We start from the raw sequence: 16,396 nt of genomic DNA, 5'->3' as shown, positions 1-16,396 counted from the left end.
TGGGCGACTGAGGGAAAGGAGAGGTAAAAGTACCTTTGAATTGGCTAAAAGTGGGCGAATGAGTGAAATGAGAGGTAAAAGTACCTTTGATTTGGTCAGAAGTGAGCGTCTGAGGGAAATGAGAGGTAAAAGTACCTTTGATTTGGCCAGAAGTGGGCGTCTGAGTGAAATGAAAGGTAAAAGTACCTTTGAATTGGTCAGAAGTGGGCGTCTGAGTGAAATGAGAGGTAAAAGTACCTTTGATTGAGCCGCTTTCAGGCCGAACGCCCAGTGTACCTTGCCGACGGCAGGTGCACTGGGTGCTTGAGCTTAAGCAAGCAGCTGGATGCTTGAAGAGGGAATACAGCTCCTGCATGTTCCCGTCAGCTATTCCCAGCTGCCGAAATCCAGGGTGCGGCCCGTTTCGACCAGGGTTTTGGTGTTGCTTAAGATATGCCACCAGGCGCTGTCGCTGGCTGCATAGGCAGGGTCGTCCGGGTGCCAGTTATCGTGTATGAGTGTCAAGCGGGTGCAGGCTCCTTCCGGCTCCAGCCGCCAGGAGATGCGTGACTCATAGTTTTCTCTGTCTTTCAGGTAGGAAGGGCCTACTTTGTGCGTGAAGCTCAGCACCTGCTCCGGGATATATTCCAGCAGCGTTCCATACACATGCACAGTCTCATCGCCTTCCGCTCCAGGACCGACATATTCCAGCAGTTCTCCCGGATTGAAGCTGGAGCGGATTACACTGCCATAATAGATTTGTTGTACCTGTCCGGGGGAGACCAAGGCATCCCACACCTGGGCCGGGGTACCGGCAATATAAAATTCATATTTCAATTCGTTCATATCATTTGTTCCTCCCTGGAAGTGTATTTTCATACGGCCTTAAGCCTGTCTTCACTATAACAAAAGATCACTGACAGTTATGGTCAGTGATCCAGGAGGAAATCTAAGATTCGTTGTAATAGGCTGTAAGATCTGCGGTCACTTCAGCGAGCTTCTTCTTCAAGGCAGCCGGTTCCTGAATGGCCAGCGCTTTGCCGTAGGGCAGCAGAAAGTACGGAGCGTAGCTGTATAAAGTGGCCTCATCGAGCAGGAACCTTGCTGTGTTCTCCCTTCGCTGCTCCAGGGTATGCCCGAACAGCCAATGGCTGCAGAGATCATTTAATACGGCCTCTGCGGCTGAAATGACAACCGCGGTCAGCTCCGCCGGATTGTCCTGGCCGGGCAGAAGGCTCTGCAGCAGGAACTCGCGTGCCGAGAAGCTGGCGGGGCGGATGAAGTCTGCCCCCGTCCTGCGCAGATCGGCGATCCGGTCCACCCGGAAGCTGCGGATCGCCTGGCGCTGATGGCAGAACCCGGTCAGGTACCACTGGCCTTTCCATAACACGAGTCCATAAGGATCAATACAGCGGGAGGATGGAAGGCCGCCGTTGCCTTTGCGGTATTCCATCTCCAGCGTCAGGCTGTCTGCCGTACAGGCCTCAAGCTCTTCCAGCAGCTGCGCAAGCGGGGCACCCGGCGAATGCAGCGTCTCCAGACCGCTCTCGTGGCGCTCTATGTGCGAGAGCTGTTCAGCATTGCTGTAACGCTTAAGCTTGGCAATCGCCCCGTCTAATGCCTGCTCATAGGGATAGCCGCTTCCCCTTGCAAAGGCCGAGGCCTGTACGAGCGCCCGCCGTTCCCCGGCGTCGAAGAACAGCGGAGCCGCGCTGAAATGCTCCGGCAGGCTATAGCCGCCGCCCGGGCCGGCATCCGCGATGACGGGAACACCGCTGGCGCAGAGGGCGTCAATATAGCGGTAGACTGAGCGCACACTCAGCTCCAGTTCCCCGGCCAGCTCAGCAGCGGTTCTTTTGTGCTGCTGCAGCATCCACAGAATAGACAACATGTAATCGGCCTTGGACATACGTCCGTAACCCCCTTAATCATTGGCTGTTTCCATATAGCCAGTGTACCTGTATCACGGCTTGCCGTCCAACCCGGGATAGGCGATATTCGCCACGGCTTGCCGTCCAACCGGCATAAGCAGCATCCGCAATGTGCGGTGAATATGGGCAAGAAATACGGCAGACGGTTGTCAGCTGGAAATGCCGGTTTCGTTGCCCAAGGGCACAGGACCAGTCAGGGACAGGGGTTCTACACCATCATTTTCTTCAGACTATGAACATAGCGGGACCGGACAATGATGAAATATACCGTCTGTACCGCCAAAAAGGCTGCAGCCGTTACCAGAACCGGCATCGTGACATTTTGGATGTTAATCTGATACAGCACCGGACGGATGACCACCAGCGTCTGCACCGCAGCGATAAGAATAGGAATATAGAACAGCAAGGCGATCTGGCGGGTCGCGGCTGCCGACATTTCTCTGACGCTCAGGCCTATTTTGGACAGAGAATGGTACATTTTCATGTCAGCGTTCAGCTCCGTATGCAGCTTGAAATAGAGGAAGCTGGCAGACGACAGTGAGAAGATCAGGGCGATAAAAATGCCGATGAAGCTGAGCATGGATGTTCCCTGCTTTGAGGCCATATAGTCGCCCGCCGAAGTGCTGATTAGGGTATCCCAGTTGTCATTGGCAAAGTTCCAGTCCCGGCTCCATGTCTCCAGTTCGCCTGAAATGACGGTTTCCGGTTCACCTGCTTTGGGCAGCGCATCGCCCCATGCCGGGATTTTGTAGAAATAATACTCCAGCAGGTTGGAACGGTCAGCAGCAGCGGCGGCTTGTTTATAATAACCATCGCTCACGATTAATACAGGTGCGGTATATTGGCCGAAAGGCATCACCTTTGGCTTTTGAACCTGCTTCAAGGCCAGCTTCCCTTCCTTTGGAGCCGGTAAAGATACCATCTGGCCCGAATCGAACTTGACGTCGCTATACCGGGGATTAAGCAGCAGCACAGCTTCCCCGTCCGTCAGTGGAGGCAGTCCGGCAGACTCTATTTGCCCGGCGAGCTGATTGAAGCGGGAAAGGGGGAGCAGCATAACACTATTGAACTTGTCCCTTTGGTCTTTAATAGAACTGCGGATGAAATTAACCTTGTTCTCTGTATATTTGATCCCGTTTTGCTCCAGTGTGCTGAGGATTTTCTGTCTTCCGGTTTCAGCAGCAGTCCCGCGGTCATAGATAGTGTAGATCATCCCGAACGGGCTGTTCATATAACTCGTCCGGTTCGCCTGGCTGATGGACAGCAGGAATCCCGCAGCCATACAGGCCAGAGAGGTAACGACTGTGACCAGAAACAGCATCCGGGCATTGTCCTTAATTTTGTAGCTCATCTCTGAAATCCAAAGCAGATTAGTTCCCCGCCACACCCGTTTGCGGCTGATCTTCAGCAGGCGCATCCCCAGCACAGACAGCTGCGAATAGAAGAAATAAGTACCGGGAATTCCCGTAACAGCAGCGGCCAGCAGGGATAGAGGCGATAACGGTGTCCAGATGGCATAAGCACCCGCAGTCAGCAGGGCCAGTCCGAGCAGTGACAGCAGCCAGGAGACCTTGGGCTCCTTTTTCGGCTTCACGCTGCCCTTCAGCAGCTCAAGCACCTGATTTTTGCGAATGAACAGGAACGTGAATACAGAATTGACCAGGAAAAGGGCAACAAAAGCAACAGAGGTCATAACCAGCGCCTTAACCGGCCAGTAGAACGGCAGATTGTCAATGCCCATAGCCGTGGTGCTCAGGAGCAGAAACAGCTTCGACAGCAGCATGCCGGCGGCCATCCCGGTTACGATCGACAGCAGGCCGATCAGCATATTTTCCAGCAGAATCAGGCGGTTGATCTGTCCCGGACGTGCGCCAAGGATCATCAGAATGCCGAATTCCTGGTTGCGCAGCTTCAGAAAGGCGCTGATGGAATACATCACGAAGAAGAAAGCAAAGATGAACACAATGAAAGAAGCAATTTTCATTCCGGCAGCCGAATTCTCACCCATCTCTACAGACGTAACGCCAGGATGGTACATAAACACTGCATAAGAGAAGAAGATCATGACCATGAAGGCGCTGCTGAGAAAAAAAGCCATATACGCACGCGCATTCCGCCGCACATTGTTAAACGCGAATTGAGGAAAGCTCATGCGTGTTCCCTCCCCAGAATGAAAGTGTGTCGATAATCTTCTGGAAGAAGGCCTGGCGGTTGTCTCCGCGGTGAATTTCCGCCGCCAGCTTGCCATCCTTGATGAAGACAATGCGGTTGCAGTAGCTTGCCGCCAGCGGATCATGGGTGACCAGCATCAGTGTGGTGCCTTCCTTACGGTTGATGTCCTCCAGCGATTCCATCACGATCCGTGAGGAATTGGAATCGAGCGCACCTGTAGGTTCATCGGCCAGTATAATCGCGGGGGAAGTGATGATTGCCCGGGCAATCGCCGTGCGCTGGCGCTGTCCGCCGGAGATTTCATAGGTCCGCTTATTCAGAATATCCTTGATGTTCAGCCGGTCCGCAACCTTTTGCAGCAGCGCGTCCATTTCGGCCAGTTTGCGGTTGTCCAGGGTCAAGGGGAGAACGATGTTCTCAGCTACGGTCAGCGTCTCCAGAAGATTGAAATCCTGAAAGACGAAGCCAAGCTGCCTGCGGCGGAACAGGGCCAGCTCCTTTTTATTCATGAGATAGGGATTGCTGCCTCCGATGTTCACCACGCCCGAAGAAGGCTGGTCAATGGTGGAAACCATGTTAAGCAGGGTGGTCTTACCGCTGCCAGACGGCCCCATAATGCCAACGAACTCGCCTTGTTCAATGCTGAGATGAATATCGGTGAGGGCCTGGGTATTAACTTTGCCCGGATACACTTTGTTAAGAGCGGTTACTTCCAGTACGTTCATTTCATTCCTTCCTTCCTGTCGGAAACATGAGTCACCCTAATCTGGTGCGGACATGCTTAATGTTTCGCCTCTGTTTCCGAGTGTACAGGATGGACATCCGGTAAGCTATGGATTTACCTTAATGAATTCTTACGGGCCGTTTAAGGATATGTTCGTACATTAAGAGGAGGACCGCGCAAACCAGCTCCGCAGCAGAATGGAAACCGCCAGCAGCAGAGGGATCGCCACCTGAAATACAGGATCGATTTTCAGACTGGGTCCAAGGCCAATGGCAATATGCTGTGTATAGTCTCTTTCCAGAAAGGAAGCACCATAAATGACCGCGCCTACGGGGAATACCCACCATTTGGCGGATTTTCCGGTCAGCTCGGCTATGGCCTTCACAGAACAGAAGTAGAACAGCATCATCTTGATCAGCAAACCGATAAAAAGCTGAATGGTAACCAGAATGTCCAGGCGTTCGATAAACTTGAGACTCGACAGGGTGCGTACGGTTTTTAAAAAGGGCAGTTGACTGCTCCCTGCAATGCCCGGCCCGAGAACGGCTACATTAAGTGCGTTCATGAAAATCAGAAATATGCTGATGAGGAGATAAGCTGCCACGGTGTTTTTTACCGGAACCCCCGGTTTGTCCCATAAGGACCACAGCATCAGGAATACAATCATCTGCCCAAAGGGGAAGGAGACAATATCGGGCAGCGCAGCGTCCGCAATCGGCTTAAATCCGTTCTCCAAAACAGGCGCCAACTGGTTGAAGTCCAGGGAGCCCATGATTCCGAGCAGAAGAACAAGCACAGCATAAAAAGACAGCACCACCGGCAGCAGGACCTCCGGCAGGCGGAAGACCACCTCGGTCCCTTTCCAGATGGCGTAAAGGGCAATCCCGACAAAAATCAGCATCGTAACGGACATCGGTGAGTTCGGCAGCATGGTCAGCGCGGTCAGTTCACCCAGATCACGGACATTGCGCATCGACTGGTAGGCGAAATACAGGCTGTACATTCCGCCGACGGCTGAACCGGCAATCTTTCCAAGGTGAAGGGCGAGCATGCCGATAAGGTCGTTGTGCTGAGAACGGTATTGAATCCACAGCAGAAGCATCAGCAGAACCAGACCTGCTGCCGAGCCGGTGCACATCGCCAGCCAGGAGTCTTGTTTGGCCTTCCCGCCAAGCAGAAACAGCGGTGTGCTGCCGATTTCAAACAGCATGATCATGAAAGAGAGCTGCAGGGTAGACACCTGCTCCTTGTTGTGCATGTTATAGGGTCAGCCTCCTAACCACTTGATGATTGCCCGGCCCGCAGGCTGGAAGTATGCGATATATAGCGTAGACACGCCGAAATGCGGAGTTTCCGTAATGCCGCAAATATGAACATAGGCACAATAAACCAATATACAGCCGAACCATAGCCTGTGCAGTTTGCGCCCTCGTCCCTGCAGCAGGGCGCAACCCCGCCAGAAAGCGAGGATATAGAGCCCCAGAATTACAGCTATTTTCATAGACAAGCTCCTTTATTTCTCGTGAACAGATTTGAAGGATTTATTGCTGAGCCCCGTCCGTTCAATTTTCATCGATACATGTGGCCGGATTTCGATCTCCTGGAATACGCGGTCCCAGTTCTTGTCCTTCCGGATCTGCTTGAAGCGTTTGCGGTCACTGCGGTGGATTTTGATTGCGAAGCCGGTGACATCGGCACCCAGCTTCCTGACCTCCTTCCAGGAGTTGTCCACCAGTTCCAGCACCTGCTGTTCGAGAGCTTGCTCCATCTCTGTAATCGAAGCCCGCTCGTTCAGATCCATGACGCTGCCGAGTTCGCTTAACACCCCGCTGCCTTTTATATGGATATCGATAACATAATGGTCATTCTCCCATTTCGGATGAACCGTCGTCCTGGATTTCTGGAGGACAAAGGAGGCATCCGGCTTGTCGCCGGATTCGGGCTTGGACGGAAAGACGATTGTTGCCGTCTTGATTTTGTCCGTCATAAAGGACAAGCCGAAGGCCTGCTTTTGGCTGAGCCAGCCGACCAGCTTCTCGCCCTTCAGCACGCCCAGCCTTCCCAGAGCCAGCCGGGTCTTCAGGTCAGTTCGTCCGGTTTCTTGCGTTTCGTCCATAACCTCCCGTCCGGTAAGGAGGATTTCTGGAAGGATCGCACTGCCTGATTCGGAAGAAAGGGCCATCGCAAGCTCGAACATCCGTATGCCGGGGTAATAGGATACTAGCCGGGATTCCTGCTCTATCATCAACTGGATGCCGGCTCCCTGGTTTTTGGTCAGCTGCATGAGCTGATCCAGAATATCGCCGGCTTCGCCTTTGGCAATAAATACATAGACGGTTTCACGGGCGTCCTGCTTGCGCAGGAACATATCAATTAATTGATTGACACCTTGTCTGGCCAGACTTTCGCCCAGCACGGTAATCCGCGAATGGGAGAAGAACATTTGACGTGTGCTGGTCAGGTTGGTTTTTTCAACCGCCTCCATAATGGTCTTCCCCTTGACCGTAAAGGTGACGAATGGAGGCGAACTGGTGCTTCCGCCCCCGGTGCCCCCCGTACTGCTGGCGCCAGAAGAAGGGTTGATTACCTGGTAAGTGGCCTTCCACTGGTTATCCTCCCAGTCGTAGGCAGAACCGGAGGTAATGCCAAGCTCGCTCAGCTCGCGGTCGTCCCAGCATCCGGACAGCAGTGTGGACAAAAGGGGAAGACACAGCAGGCAAATGAGGTTTTTTTTTGAAATATTCATGCTCCCCATCCTTTCCGCTTGGTTTTAGCCTTCGTGAACCGGTCCAGTCCAACCGCCCCCAAAGGAACGAGTACATTAAAGAGGAAGAAAACCAGAAAACGCCCTTCCTTGTTATAGAGGTTTAGTTTCTCTGTACTCTGCCAGGTATACAGGCATTCCAGAACGATAAGCAGACCCAAGGTGCCGATAAAAGGCCGGCTGCTGCCCACCCTGAAGGTTTGCTTGAAGCACTCTACGGTAGCAAACAGAAAAATCGAAAATTTCACGTAGATAGACAATACCCAGTAAGAAATGAAGAGAATATCCAGTTTCTCGATAAATCTTCCGAGATGTACGATGCTGGCGGCTGAGAAACCGGGATACGCACTGAGCCTGATAAGGTCAGGACCAAACACCATCAGCGCAATGATGAGGGAGAACATCATCAGCATGGCAACAAAAATCAGACCGGTCCAGCCAATGATCCGGGCCTTCTGCGGAGATTGCAGATACGGCGCCAGGAACAGCAGCACGGCCACTTCGGACATCCACGTAGTTGGAGTAATGCTGGCAAGGGTCAGCTCAGCCAGAGAATGATCGAACATCGGCAGCAGCTGGTGCACATTCATCTCGTCAGTCAAGCCGAATATATATAGCGGCACAAATAACAAGTACAAGAGGATTACCAGGCTGTTCACCCGGGCGATGGCTTCCAGGCCTTGTCTTACCATATAAATAGTAATGAGCAGAATCAATACGCAAAGGATCGAAATCGGTGTATTGATGAGTACATTGTCCTTCAGGAAATTGACGAATTCACGCAGAATTGTTGTGGAAGTGTCCAGGTAGAACTGCAGCATAAAGAGGCCCAGGACTGCAGCAATTGCGGGCGAGCTTTTTTCGCCGACCCATGTCAGGAACGGGGCGCCGTTGGTACAGCGGACAGCGCTGCCGACAATATATGCGATGAGGAGCCCGAAAAAGGCGGACAGCAGAATAGCAAGCGGCGCATCCTGTTCCGCATAGTTGCTGATAATTGCGGGAAGCACGACAGTGGCAGTGGGCAGTATCGTGTTGACAATCAGCATAGCTGCCTGGGTAGTGCCGACTTTTCTATTCATACGGGGTCCTCCCCTTGCGGCTTGGGCTGTTGATGTTCACCTTGTCGGCGTGTTTCTTCGCCCAGGATGGTCTTGGGACGCATTGTCATGTCCCAGAGCGGCACACGGATAAAGATATCCTTAAGGTAGCGCGGAACCATTGGAGCCACCGGCGACAGGTACGGCACACCAAACGAACGCAATCCGGCCATGTGAATCAGCAGCACCATCAAAAAGGACATAATGCCAAAGAGCCCCAGGGTCGCGGCGATAAACATCATGACAAAACGGATGAGCCGGATCGAGTTGGCGATCGCCAGCGAAGGAATCACAAAGTTGGAGATGGCAGTAAAAGATACAACAATTACCATTGCGGCTGAAACAAGTCCGGCCTGAACCGCAGCTTGTCCCAGCACCAGGGCGCCTACGATGGAAATTGCCGGGCCGATGGTGCGCGGCATGCGCACCCCTGCTTCGCGCAGCACATCGAAGGTCAGCTCCATCAGCAGCGCCTCCGCCAGCGCCGGGAGCGGAACTCCCTCCCGCTGTGCGGCAAGGCTGATCAGGAGTGTGGTCGGCAGCATTTCCTGATGAAAGGTGGTGACAGCGATATATAGAGCAGGCAGCAGCATAGATACAAAAAATGCCGAATACCGGATCAGCCGCAGGAAGGAGGAGATATCATAACGCTGATAGTAGTCCTCGCTGGACTGAAAGAAGTTGAAGAATGTGGACGGTGCAAGCAGCGCAAAGGGCGTACCGTCAATAATGATTCCGACCTGCCCTTCCAGAATGCCCCCGGCCATCGCGTCGGGGCGCTCCGTATTCTGTATCGTGGGAAACGGAGTCAGACCGCCATCCTGGATAAATTCCTCAATATAGTTGCTCTCCAGAATGCTGTCAGTATTGATTGCATTCAGGCGGCGGCGGATTTCCTTCAGCACCTGCTCACTTGCGATGCCCTCCAAATAGACCAGGGCCACTCCGGTCTGGGTGCGCTGGCCGATTTTATACTCCTCAATGCGCAGATCAGGGGTTTTCAGTCTGCGCCGCAGCATGGAGGTGCCTGTCCGCAGGCTTTCGGTGAACCCTTCTTTGGGTCCCCGGATGACACCTTGGGAGGTTGGCTCATTGATGCTGCGTTTCTCCCAACCGGAGGTATCCGCAGCCATTCCGACCTGAAGCCCCTCTAGCAGAATTAAGGTATAGCCGTCGAACAGCATGGGCAGGAGTGCTTCCAGGGTGTTGCCTTCTTTAACCCCTCCAATGGGCAATATTTGAGTCTTAATCATCTGGAAGGCATCAGTGGCACTGATGAATTCGCTTTTTAGCTGGACCGTTTCCAGCAAGGGTTGAAGTACACCCTGGTTGACCACGTCGGCGTTGACCAGCCCGTCAATATAGATAAAGGCCAGCTCTAGCGAGCTCAACGACTCATTGGTAAATCTGCGGACCACAATATCCGAGCTCTGGCCAATCCGATGGCTGAGCACCTGCAAATTCACCTCCAGAGAAGGATCAAGAGGAAACGGGGCGGGTACGGATTGTTCTGCATTGTCGCTCTTGTTGGGGTTGGTCCGCTGCGGGTTGCCTGGCATCGTAACGCCTCCGTTCTGCTGGAATCTGGATTCTTTGGCGTTATTATCCCCGGGCCTTCAATTCCTTATTCTGCCGAATGAGAGTGTAACTGTATACGTCAAACCGGACACGCCAAAAAAGGTCCGGCCCCAGCCGTGAAGGCTGGGTCTCGGACCTCATGTCTGGTCTTTTTGGAGGCCAGTTCCGCTTACTTCTCCAGTCTGGCAGCTGCGTTAAAAATAATTCTAACCGTCGTTCCCTCTCCGGGCCGGGACTCGAGCCCGACCTTATGGCCGAGACGGCTGCAAATTTCGCGGACCAGGTACAGGCCCATCCCGGTCGATTCATGATACTGCCGTCCGCGCTCACCCGTGAAATAGGGATTAAATACCCTTTTCAGATCTTCAGAGGAAATGCCGATGCCCTGATCCGTAATTTCAAGGATGATATCTTTGTCTGTAGCCCGTGCCGTGACGGCAACGGTTTTGCCTGATCCGGAAGTATAGTTCACGGCATTGACCAGAATCTGGGTCAGCATGAACATCAGCCATTTGGCATCGCTGTATACGGTCAGGCCCTCATCCACCCGGATATCAACCTTGATGCCTCTGCGGATGAACAGCCTGCGGTTCTCGGCTACCGCTTCGCTGATGATTCTGCGCAGCGGCAGAGATTCCACCTGGAAGTCATCCTCAAACCGCTCCAGGCGGGAGGTGTAAATGACCATCTCCAGCCCTTTGCGCAGCCGTTCGAGCTCTTCCTGAATGCTGCCTGCCGCCTCATCGTCCAGCTCCTGCAGCGTAAGCTGAATAACGGACAGCGGAGTCTTCATCTGGTGTACCCAGCGGTTCATAAAAATAATATGCTGATCCATCCGGCTGACATGGCTCTGAAGCTGCTCCTGATAGTGGCGGTGGGTCACCTGGAGCAGTTCGCTCACGGCTTCGGGCAGCGGGGCGTCGTCCAGCGGAGCAGGGAGCTCACCGGGGGCGGCGGCCGGCTGGGTAAGGCGGCTGTACAGCTTATGATGCTGGATATATCTGTACACCAGATAGACCAGAATAACCGCAGCGCTAAGTGCCATTCCATACAGGATGATTGACAGCGGCCTGGATTCGCCGGACAAATAATACAGAACCGGAACGAGGATCATCTGCAGCAGATAAAAGAGCAGCAGCGGCCGCTGGTCCTTGAGGAACAGCCTCACCGGCTGTCACCGGAAGCGTTCAGCCTGTAGCCCGCGCCTCTGACCGTTTCCACGATTTCCTCAAGCCCCAGATCTTTGAGCTTCTTCCGCACCCGCGTAATATATACATTTAAGGTATTGTCATCAATAAAATGCTGGTCCTCCCACATCAGATCAAGCAGCCGTTCACGGGTGACTACACGCCCTTCCTTGAGCATTAACGCTTCCAGCAGCACGGCTTCCTTCTGGGTAAGCTCTGCGGATTGACCGGCGTACTGGATGACATACCTTTCCGGCAAAAGGGTAAGGCCACCCGTCTCCAGCTTGCGCTCCTCCTGGTTCTGGGCATACGAGCCGTAGGCTCTGCGCAGATGGCTGCGGATTTTGGCCAGCACTACCTCGTATTGAAAGGGTTTGGTAATGTAATCGTCGCCGCCGTTCTCCAGCGCCATGACCTGATCCATCCCGCTGTCACGGGCGGAGATGAACAGAATCGGGCACAGCGAGGACTTGCGCAGCTGGCGGCACCAATAGAACCCGTCATATCTGGGGAGATTGACATCCAGGAGCACTAGGCTGGGAGCCGCTCGCTCAAAAGTCTCCAACACTCTGTTAAAATCCTCCACAACTACCGTATGGAAGTCATATTTGGAGAGATAGGCATCCAGCAGATCCGCCAGCTTGGCGTCATCCTCAACAATCAGAATCGTTTCCATGAGTTCACTCCTTTATCCAGTTATACAGTAACATGTCCAGGGAAAATCTTGCAAAGTCTAAACAGACCCCGGGGAGAGCCGGTTGCTTAAAGGAGCGTTTTCTGCAGCAAAGCCTCCATGGCTTCCGGTCCGAAAGACCGGTGCATGGAGGCTAGGGGGAATAGAAGGATTAAGGCACCCGATTACCGGCAGTGCTTAGTTGGTTTTGACCACCAGTGCATTGCTGATCAGCCGGCCGGGCGAGGTCAGATATTTACCGCTGTAAAAAAGCCCGCTGGATGCGCCGCCATCCAGGTTCATCGCCTGATATGCTCCGGCCTGCTTCATGATCTGTGCCAATTGGGGGATAGTTGCTCCGCCGGAGGTCAAAAGGATGAGCTTATGGTCTTGGGTCAGGCCCAGCGCGCTGCGGGAGCCGCCGCCGGTTAATATTTTGGGGTCCCGGAAGCCTTCAGCGGCCACATTCAGCGCCACTTTACCGTCTACGAGCAGCCGGGGGCCCGCCTGGATTGCTCCTGTGACAGTACCGGCATTGAAGTGTTCCATGAATTTGCTGCCCGGAATCAGCTCTGCCAGAAGGTTGTTGTCATAAGCGAAGACGGTCCGTTTATCCGCCGGGCTGTCCTTCAGCATTTTTCCGCGGCTGATAATATAACCGTAGGGAGTTTTGTAGGCTCCGGCTGTGTAGGCGTCAAAAAACGTACCGTTAATTGCGGCAACAGCCCCGCTGCGCTTAGCGATGCTGCCGAGCGCTTCCGTCCTGCCTACAGTGTTGCCTGCAAGGACAACATCCAGCTTGAGCGCGGGATGCAGCAGGGACACGGTTACCATCTGTACGGGAAAGGATCTGCCGCCTACTTTGTATGTATGTCTGGAGCTTACGACTGCCGGAGAGCTTGCGGAAATAAGAGCACCGGTTAACACAGGCAGGGTAGCAGAGGTTTCACCGGCAGCTAAGGTAAGGGAAGCGGAAGTTTTATTCCACGCCAACTGAAGGCCAAAGGTTTGGCTGATGAGGGACAGGGGGACATAGGTTGTCCCATTGCTGTTAAAAGGCCGCTCATTCAGCTTAACGGACTTGCCGCCCACGGAAGCCGCCGCTTGGCCTGAAGCGAGTACTATAGTTGTCCCGTTTTTGGAGATGGTAATGTCTTTGCCGGTTTGGCCGCCCATGCCTGCCTGAATACCGGCAAAGCCGTTCAGGAACCTTAGCGGAATGAAGGAGTGGTTGTCCTTGTCGACATAGACGGCGGTTTTGGGTGCCGCAGCAGCTGCGGCGCTGGAAGGTAGAGCCGGGAGCGCAGTGAGCATGAATGTGAGAACGAGGGATAGAATGGACAGCTTTTTCATAATAAACAGTAATCTCCTTTGAATTATGATACTTATCCGTTGTAGAGTAACGGACATAGAAACGTGGCCTCTTTTAGAGGACAGCATGAAAAAAGGGATGGATTATGCCGGGTTCCGGCAAACAAGCCCATATCATCATATAACCAGGCGGAAGTACCGTCAATGATTCCCATACGCTTTCCTTAGGATTCCGCGGTGTCTGCATGCATCTGCTGCAGCGATGGTTTATAATCTACAGAATACTATACACAATGAATAAAGGTGGGCAGCCCAATGACAACCATAGGCTTGATTCGGCACGGCAGCACAGCATGGAATAAGGAAGGCCGGATTCAGGGGCATACCGATAATCCGCTTGATGAGGAGGGGCTGCGGCAGGCAGCGGCCATCGCTGAACGTCTGAGCGGGGAGCAGTGGGATTACATCTATTCAAGCGATTTGCTGAGAGCGGTACAGACAGCGGAGGTGATCTCGAAGCGGCTCGGTATTCCGGTTGCTGGGCAGGTACCGGGGATTCGGGAGATGAACGGCGGTCTGATTGAAGGCACCACAGAAGATGAACGTGTGCAGCGCTGGGGCAGCGGATGGAAGAGCATGGATACGGGGCTGGAAAGCGACGAATCGGGCCAGCAGAGAGGCAGCCGGGCCATCGAGGAAATTGCGGCACGGCATCCCGGCAAAAGAATCCTCGTCGTCAGCCATGGCGCCATTCTGCGCAGCAGCCTGCGAAAACTGGTCCCGGGACTCAATGTGGGCGAGCTGCTCAAAAACACCTCGATCACCCACATCGTCAAGGACGACAGCGGCTGGACCTGCGCGCTGTACAACTGCGTGGCACATATGGAAGCTGATCGCTGAACGGTATACATTGGGCAGTCTGGGCAAGGCTATATGCCGCCGGAAATAAATGTCCCGCGGGCGGAGCTGCTGGCGGTTGTGCCCCGGCTAGCCGTCGGCGGACAAAAGAAAGGTAGAAATACCTTTGAATTGGCGCGGCTGGCCATCGGCGGATAAAAGAAAGGTAGAAATACCTTTGAATTGGCCCGACTGGCCGTTGGCGGACAAAAGAAAGGTAGAAATACCTTTGAATTGGCCCGGCTGGCCGTTGGCGGACAAAAGAAAGGTAGAAATACCTTTGAATTGGCCCAGCTGGCCGTTGGCGGACAGAAGAAAGGTAGAAATACCTTTGAATTAGCCCGGCTGGCCATCGGCGGACAAAAGAAGGGTAGAAATACCTTTGAATTAGCCCCGCTGTCCGTTGGCGGACAAAAGAAAGGTAGAAATACCTTTGAATTAGCCCGGCTAGCCGTTGGCGGACAAAAGAAAGGTAGAAATACCTTTGAATTGGCCCGGCTAGCTGTTGGCGGACAAAAGAAAGGTAGAAATACCTTTGAATTGGCGCGGCTGGCCATCTCGGTTGGCAACACATCAAGGATATCAATCCGTCCACCTGTGGACGGATTTTTTGGGATCAGTTATTAGTTAGTTGGAAAAAGGGAACCTAATTGGGCTAAATTACCTTGTTTGGAGCAAAATGAGCCAAATTAGTTACCCTTTTTCCACCTAGCATGCGGAACACAAGGTGCCCGGGTAGATTAGTTACCCTTTTTCCACTTAGCATGCGGAACACAAGGTGCTCGGGTGGACTAGTTAGGGTGCTAGAGCCGAATTAGTTAACCTTTTCCACTTGAAATTACGGCAGAGCAGAATTCATGGAGGGTCCTCCAGGAACGCTGAACTGAAATCCAAAACGGCTGCGTTGTCCAGTGAAGGACGGCGCAGCCGTTTTACTATCTGGGAAATTATGATTTCCCTTTCTTGTACATTTAGTGTGCTGCATCGGATTCCAAAACATCCCATGCAGGAAGGAGGTCATGCCGCCGATAATAAGCATAATGCTGATGCCGTCGGCCCTTCACCATGATTGTTCAAAGTGGTGTTCAGATAATGTTCAGTGTATTATTGTACAGTACAGCTTCAGAGTGCGAAACTACTCACACGCAAAAGGGAGTGCTAGTAAACGATGGAAGCCCGAAATTATATCCTGGTCTTATCGTCGGTGCTTATAGCCGCATTGACCGTCTATAGTATGTTTCATCTGTTCCCAAAATTCGGCGGCAAAAATCAAAAAGTCCGTGCAGTACGCGCGGTCTTCATGATCCTTATTGCAGGCGCCGGATTGAGCGTCATGCATCTGCTGGGGATGCAGACCCTCTCGAAGTATGCCCCTGATAGTGAAAGTCTGTTCCTACCGCTCACCCTCTATGTTCTGACGCTGGCGGGGATGCTGTTCCTGTTCTCCCGGCTGCGCCAGCTCCTGGCGGAACGGGAACAGTTGAAGGAACTGGCCTACCGTGATTCCTTGATCGGTCTTTTGAACAAGAACGGCATGGATCACTTCTGGGACCATTGCAAGCCTAACGAGCAGCTCGCGGTGCTGTTTCTGGATCTGAACCGCTTCAAAGCGATCAACGACACACTTGGACATCATGTGGGCGATTTGCTGCTTAAGGCCGTTGGTACCACGCTGAGCCAATTCTCCAGCAAAGGCAAGCGGCATATCTTCCGCATTGGCGGAGATGAATTCGTGATCATCGCCAAGCACTGCAGCCGCAAGGATGCGGAACAGCTGGCGCTGCGGATTCTGGAGAAGACGACCCGGAATTATAAGCTGGAGAAACATGAATTGTTTGTTTCAGCCAGTATCGGCATTACCATGAGCCATGGCAGAATCGACCGCCAGAAACTGCTCAACGAAGCCGATTCTGCCATGTACAACGCCAAGCAGCTGGGCAGCGGCCGCTATTCCCTGCACAAGCAGGGTCAAAGTGCCAGTCCAAGCAAACCCGCCGGCAGCTCCGGCAGCCTGCACCACAGCAGCGCTTCCAGCACGAATAGATTTGACGATAAACAGAACTCCATGCGGGCGTGAGCA

The 16,396-nt window shown here is 53.3% G+C and carries 17 protein-coding genes; 5 read left to right on the top strand and 12 right to left on the bottom strand.

Features of this window, described 5'->3' with window-relative positions:
• Positions 1 to 247: hypothetical protein (locus tag BLQ82_RS31665; protein WP_208861956.1), on the top strand; the 247-nt coding region annotated here is incomplete at its 5' end.
• A 119-nt stretch (positions 248 to 366) separates the two neighbouring features.
• On the opposite strand, the gene BLQ82_RS27475 is transcribed toward BLQ82_RS31665, so the two are convergent.
• The 12 genes from BLQ82_RS27475 to BLQ82_RS27420 all read right to left on the bottom strand — a co-directional run bounded on the left by BLQ82_RS27475 (position 367) and on the right by BLQ82_RS27420 (position 13,461).
• Positions 367 to 825, bottom strand: a complete 459-nt coding sequence (locus tag BLQ82_RS27475) for an SRPBCC domain-containing protein (RefSeq protein ID WP_062520059.1) — start codon at positions 823 to 825, stop codon at positions 367 to 369.
• Between the two features lie 103 nt (positions 826 to 928).
• Positions 929 to 1,888: a helix-turn-helix transcriptional regulator gene (locus tag BLQ82_RS27470; protein WP_062520056.1), complete on the bottom strand. Its 960-nt coding sequence runs from the start codon at positions 1,886 to 1,888 to the stop codon at positions 929 to 931.
• Between the two features lie 230 nt (positions 1,889 to 2,118).
• Positions 2,119 to 4,062 (bottom strand): FtsX-like permease family protein, encoded by a 1,944-nt coding sequence (locus BLQ82_RS27465; RefSeq protein WP_062520054.1) that lies wholly within the window; start codon positions 4,060 to 4,062, stop codon positions 2,119 to 2,121.
• Entirely contained in the window at positions 4,037 to 4,807 is a 771-nt protein-coding gene (locus tag BLQ82_RS27460; RefSeq protein ID WP_062520052.1) for an ABC transporter ATP-binding protein, read from the bottom strand. The genes BLQ82_RS27465 and BLQ82_RS27460 overlap by 26 nt, the downstream gene beginning before the upstream one ends.
• A 159-nt stretch (positions 4,808 to 4,966) precedes the next feature.
• The gene (locus BLQ82_RS27455; RefSeq protein ID WP_062520050.1) at positions 4,967 to 6,064 is read right to left on the bottom strand and encodes a GerAB/ArcD/ProY family transporter; all 1,098 of its coding nucleotides are present in this window, start codon (positions 6,062 to 6,064) and stop codon (positions 4,967 to 4,969) included.
• Positions 6,065 to 6,073: 9 nt separating this feature from the next.
• Complete coding sequence (locus BLQ82_RS27450; protein WP_062520049.1) at positions 6,074 to 6,307, bottom strand: hypothetical protein; 234 nt, start codon at positions 6,305 to 6,307, stop codon at positions 6,074 to 6,076.
• Between the two features lie 12 nt (positions 6,308 to 6,319).
• The gene (locus tag BLQ82_RS27445; RefSeq protein ID WP_062520047.1) at positions 6,320 to 7,552 is read right to left on the bottom strand and encodes a Ger(x)C family spore germination protein; all 1,233 of its coding nucleotides are present in this window, start codon (positions 7,550 to 7,552) and stop codon (positions 6,320 to 6,322) included.
• A complete protein-coding gene (locus BLQ82_RS27440) occupies positions 7,549 to 8,652 on the bottom strand; it encodes a GerAB/ArcD/ProY family transporter (protein WP_062520045.1) in 1,104 nt (367 codons plus the stop codon). The genes BLQ82_RS27445 and BLQ82_RS27440 overlap by 4 nt, the downstream gene beginning before the upstream one ends.
• Positions 8,649 to 10,229, bottom strand: coding sequence for a spore germination protein (locus BLQ82_RS27435; RefSeq protein ID WP_062520044.1), 1,581 nt, complete (start codon positions 10,227 to 10,229; stop codon positions 8,649 to 8,651). Before BLQ82_RS27435 ends, BLQ82_RS27440 begins: the two co-directional genes overlap by 4 nt.
• Before the next feature lie 188 nt (positions 10,230 to 10,417).
• Positions 10,418 to 11,416: a sensor histidine kinase gene (locus BLQ82_RS27430; protein ID WP_062520042.1), complete on the bottom strand. Its 999-nt coding sequence runs from the start codon at positions 11,414 to 11,416 to the stop codon at positions 10,418 to 10,420.
• The gene (locus BLQ82_RS27425) at positions 11,413 to 12,111 is read right to left on the bottom strand and encodes a response regulator transcription factor (RefSeq protein WP_062520040.1); all 699 of its coding nucleotides are present in this window, start codon (positions 12,109 to 12,111) and stop codon (positions 11,413 to 11,415) included. The genes BLQ82_RS27430 and BLQ82_RS27425 overlap by 4 nt, the downstream gene beginning before the upstream one ends.
• A gap of 195 nt (positions 12,112 to 12,306) precedes the next feature.
• On the bottom strand, positions 12,307 to 13,461 hold the full coding sequence (locus BLQ82_RS27420; RefSeq protein WP_062520038.1) for a phosphodiester glycosidase family protein: 1,155 nt from the start codon (positions 13,459 to 13,461) through the stop codon (positions 12,307 to 12,309).
• A gap of 273 nt (positions 13,462 to 13,734) precedes the next feature.
• On the opposite strand from BLQ82_RS27420, the gene BLQ82_RS27415 reads away from it, so the two are divergent.
• The 4 genes from BLQ82_RS27415 to BLQ82_RS27405 all read left to right on the top strand — a co-directional run bounded on the left by BLQ82_RS27415 (position 13,735) and on the right by BLQ82_RS27405 (position 16,393).
• Entirely contained in the window at positions 13,735 to 14,319 is a 585-nt protein-coding gene (locus BLQ82_RS27415) for a histidine phosphatase family protein (RefSeq protein WP_062520036.1), read from the top strand.
• 33 nt (positions 14,320 to 14,352) lie between these two features.
• On the top strand, positions 14,353 to 14,475 hold the full coding sequence (locus BLQ82_RS33025; RefSeq protein WP_280117277.1) for a hypothetical protein: 123 nt from the start codon (positions 14,353 to 14,355) through the stop codon (positions 14,473 to 14,475).
• Positions 14,476 to 14,499: 24 nt separating this feature from the next.
• The gene (locus BLQ82_RS27410; RefSeq protein WP_062520033.1) at positions 14,500 to 14,943 is read left to right on the top strand and encodes a hypothetical protein; all 444 of its coding nucleotides are present in this window, start codon (positions 14,500 to 14,502) and stop codon (positions 14,941 to 14,943) included.
• A gap of 541 nt (positions 14,944 to 15,484) precedes the next feature.
• Positions 15,485 to 16,393, top strand: a complete 909-nt coding sequence (locus BLQ82_RS27405; RefSeq protein ID WP_062520032.1) for a GGDEF domain-containing protein — start codon at positions 15,485 to 15,487, stop codon at positions 16,391 to 16,393.
• Positions 16,394 to 16,396 lie beyond the last annotated feature (3 nt).

Origin of the sequence: Paenibacillus jilunlii (genome assembly GCF_900102965.1) — a bacterium.
Taxonomy (GTDB): Bacteria; Bacillota; Bacilli; order Paenibacillales; family Paenibacillaceae; genus Paenibacillus_AQ; species Paenibacillus_AQ jilunlii.
Note: the sequence above shows the minus strand (reverse complement) of the source record. Positions and strands in the feature narration are given on the sequence as shown.

Excerpts from the sequence above, each read along its gene's own strand:
- BLQ82_RS27405 (WP_062520032.1), top strand. The coding sequence starts at position 15,485 with ATGGAAGCCCGAAATTATATCCTGGTCTTATCGTCGGTGCTTATAGCC.
- BLQ82_RS27445 (WP_062520047.1), bottom strand. The coding sequence starts at position 7,552 with ATGAATATTTCAAAAAAAAACCTCATTTGCCTGCTGTGTCTTCCCCTT.
- BLQ82_RS27420 (WP_062520038.1), bottom strand. The coding sequence starts at position 13,461 with ATGAAAAAGCTGTCCATTCTATCCCTCGTTCTCACATTCATGCTCACT.
- BLQ82_RS27455 (WP_062520050.1), bottom strand. The coding sequence starts at position 6,064 with ATGCACAACAAGGAGCAGGTGTCTACCCTGCAGCTCTCTTTCATGATC.
- BLQ82_RS27450 (WP_062520049.1), bottom strand. The coding sequence starts at position 6,307 with ATGAAAATAGCTGTAATTCTGGGGCTCTATATCCTCGCTTTCTGGCGG.
- BLQ82_RS27465 (WP_062520054.1), bottom strand. The coding sequence starts at position 4,062 with ATGAGCTTTCCTCAATTCGCGTTTAACAATGTGCGGCGGAATGCGCGT.
- BLQ82_RS27470 (WP_062520056.1), bottom strand. The coding sequence starts at position 1,888 with ATGTCCAAGGCCGATTACATGTTGTCTATTCTGTGGATGCTGCAGCAG.
- BLQ82_RS27440 (WP_062520045.1), bottom strand. The coding sequence starts at position 8,652 with ATGAATAGAAAAGTCGGCACTACCCAGGCAGCTATGCTGATTGTCAAC.
- BLQ82_RS33025 (WP_280117277.1), top strand. The coding sequence starts at position 14,353 with ATGCCGCCGGAAATAAATGTCCCGCGGGCGGAGCTGCTGGCGGTTGTG.
- BLQ82_RS27460 (WP_062520052.1), bottom strand. The coding sequence starts at position 4,807 with ATGAACGTACTGGAAGTAACCGCTCTTAACAAAGTGTATCCGGGCAAA.
- BLQ82_RS27415 (WP_062520036.1), top strand. The coding sequence starts at position 13,735 with ATGACAACCATAGGCTTGATTCGGCACGGCAGCACAGCATGGAATAAG.
- BLQ82_RS27435 (WP_062520044.1), bottom strand. The coding sequence starts at position 10,229 with ATGCCAGGCAACCCGCAGCGGACCAACCCCAACAAGAGCGACAATGCA.
- BLQ82_RS27475 (WP_062520059.1), bottom strand. The coding sequence starts at position 825 with ATGAACGAATTGAAATATGAATTTTATATTGCCGGTACCCCGGCCCAG.
- BLQ82_RS27425 (WP_062520040.1), bottom strand. The coding sequence starts at position 12,111 with ATGGAAACGATTCTGATTGTTGAGGATGACGCCAAGCTGGCGGATCTG.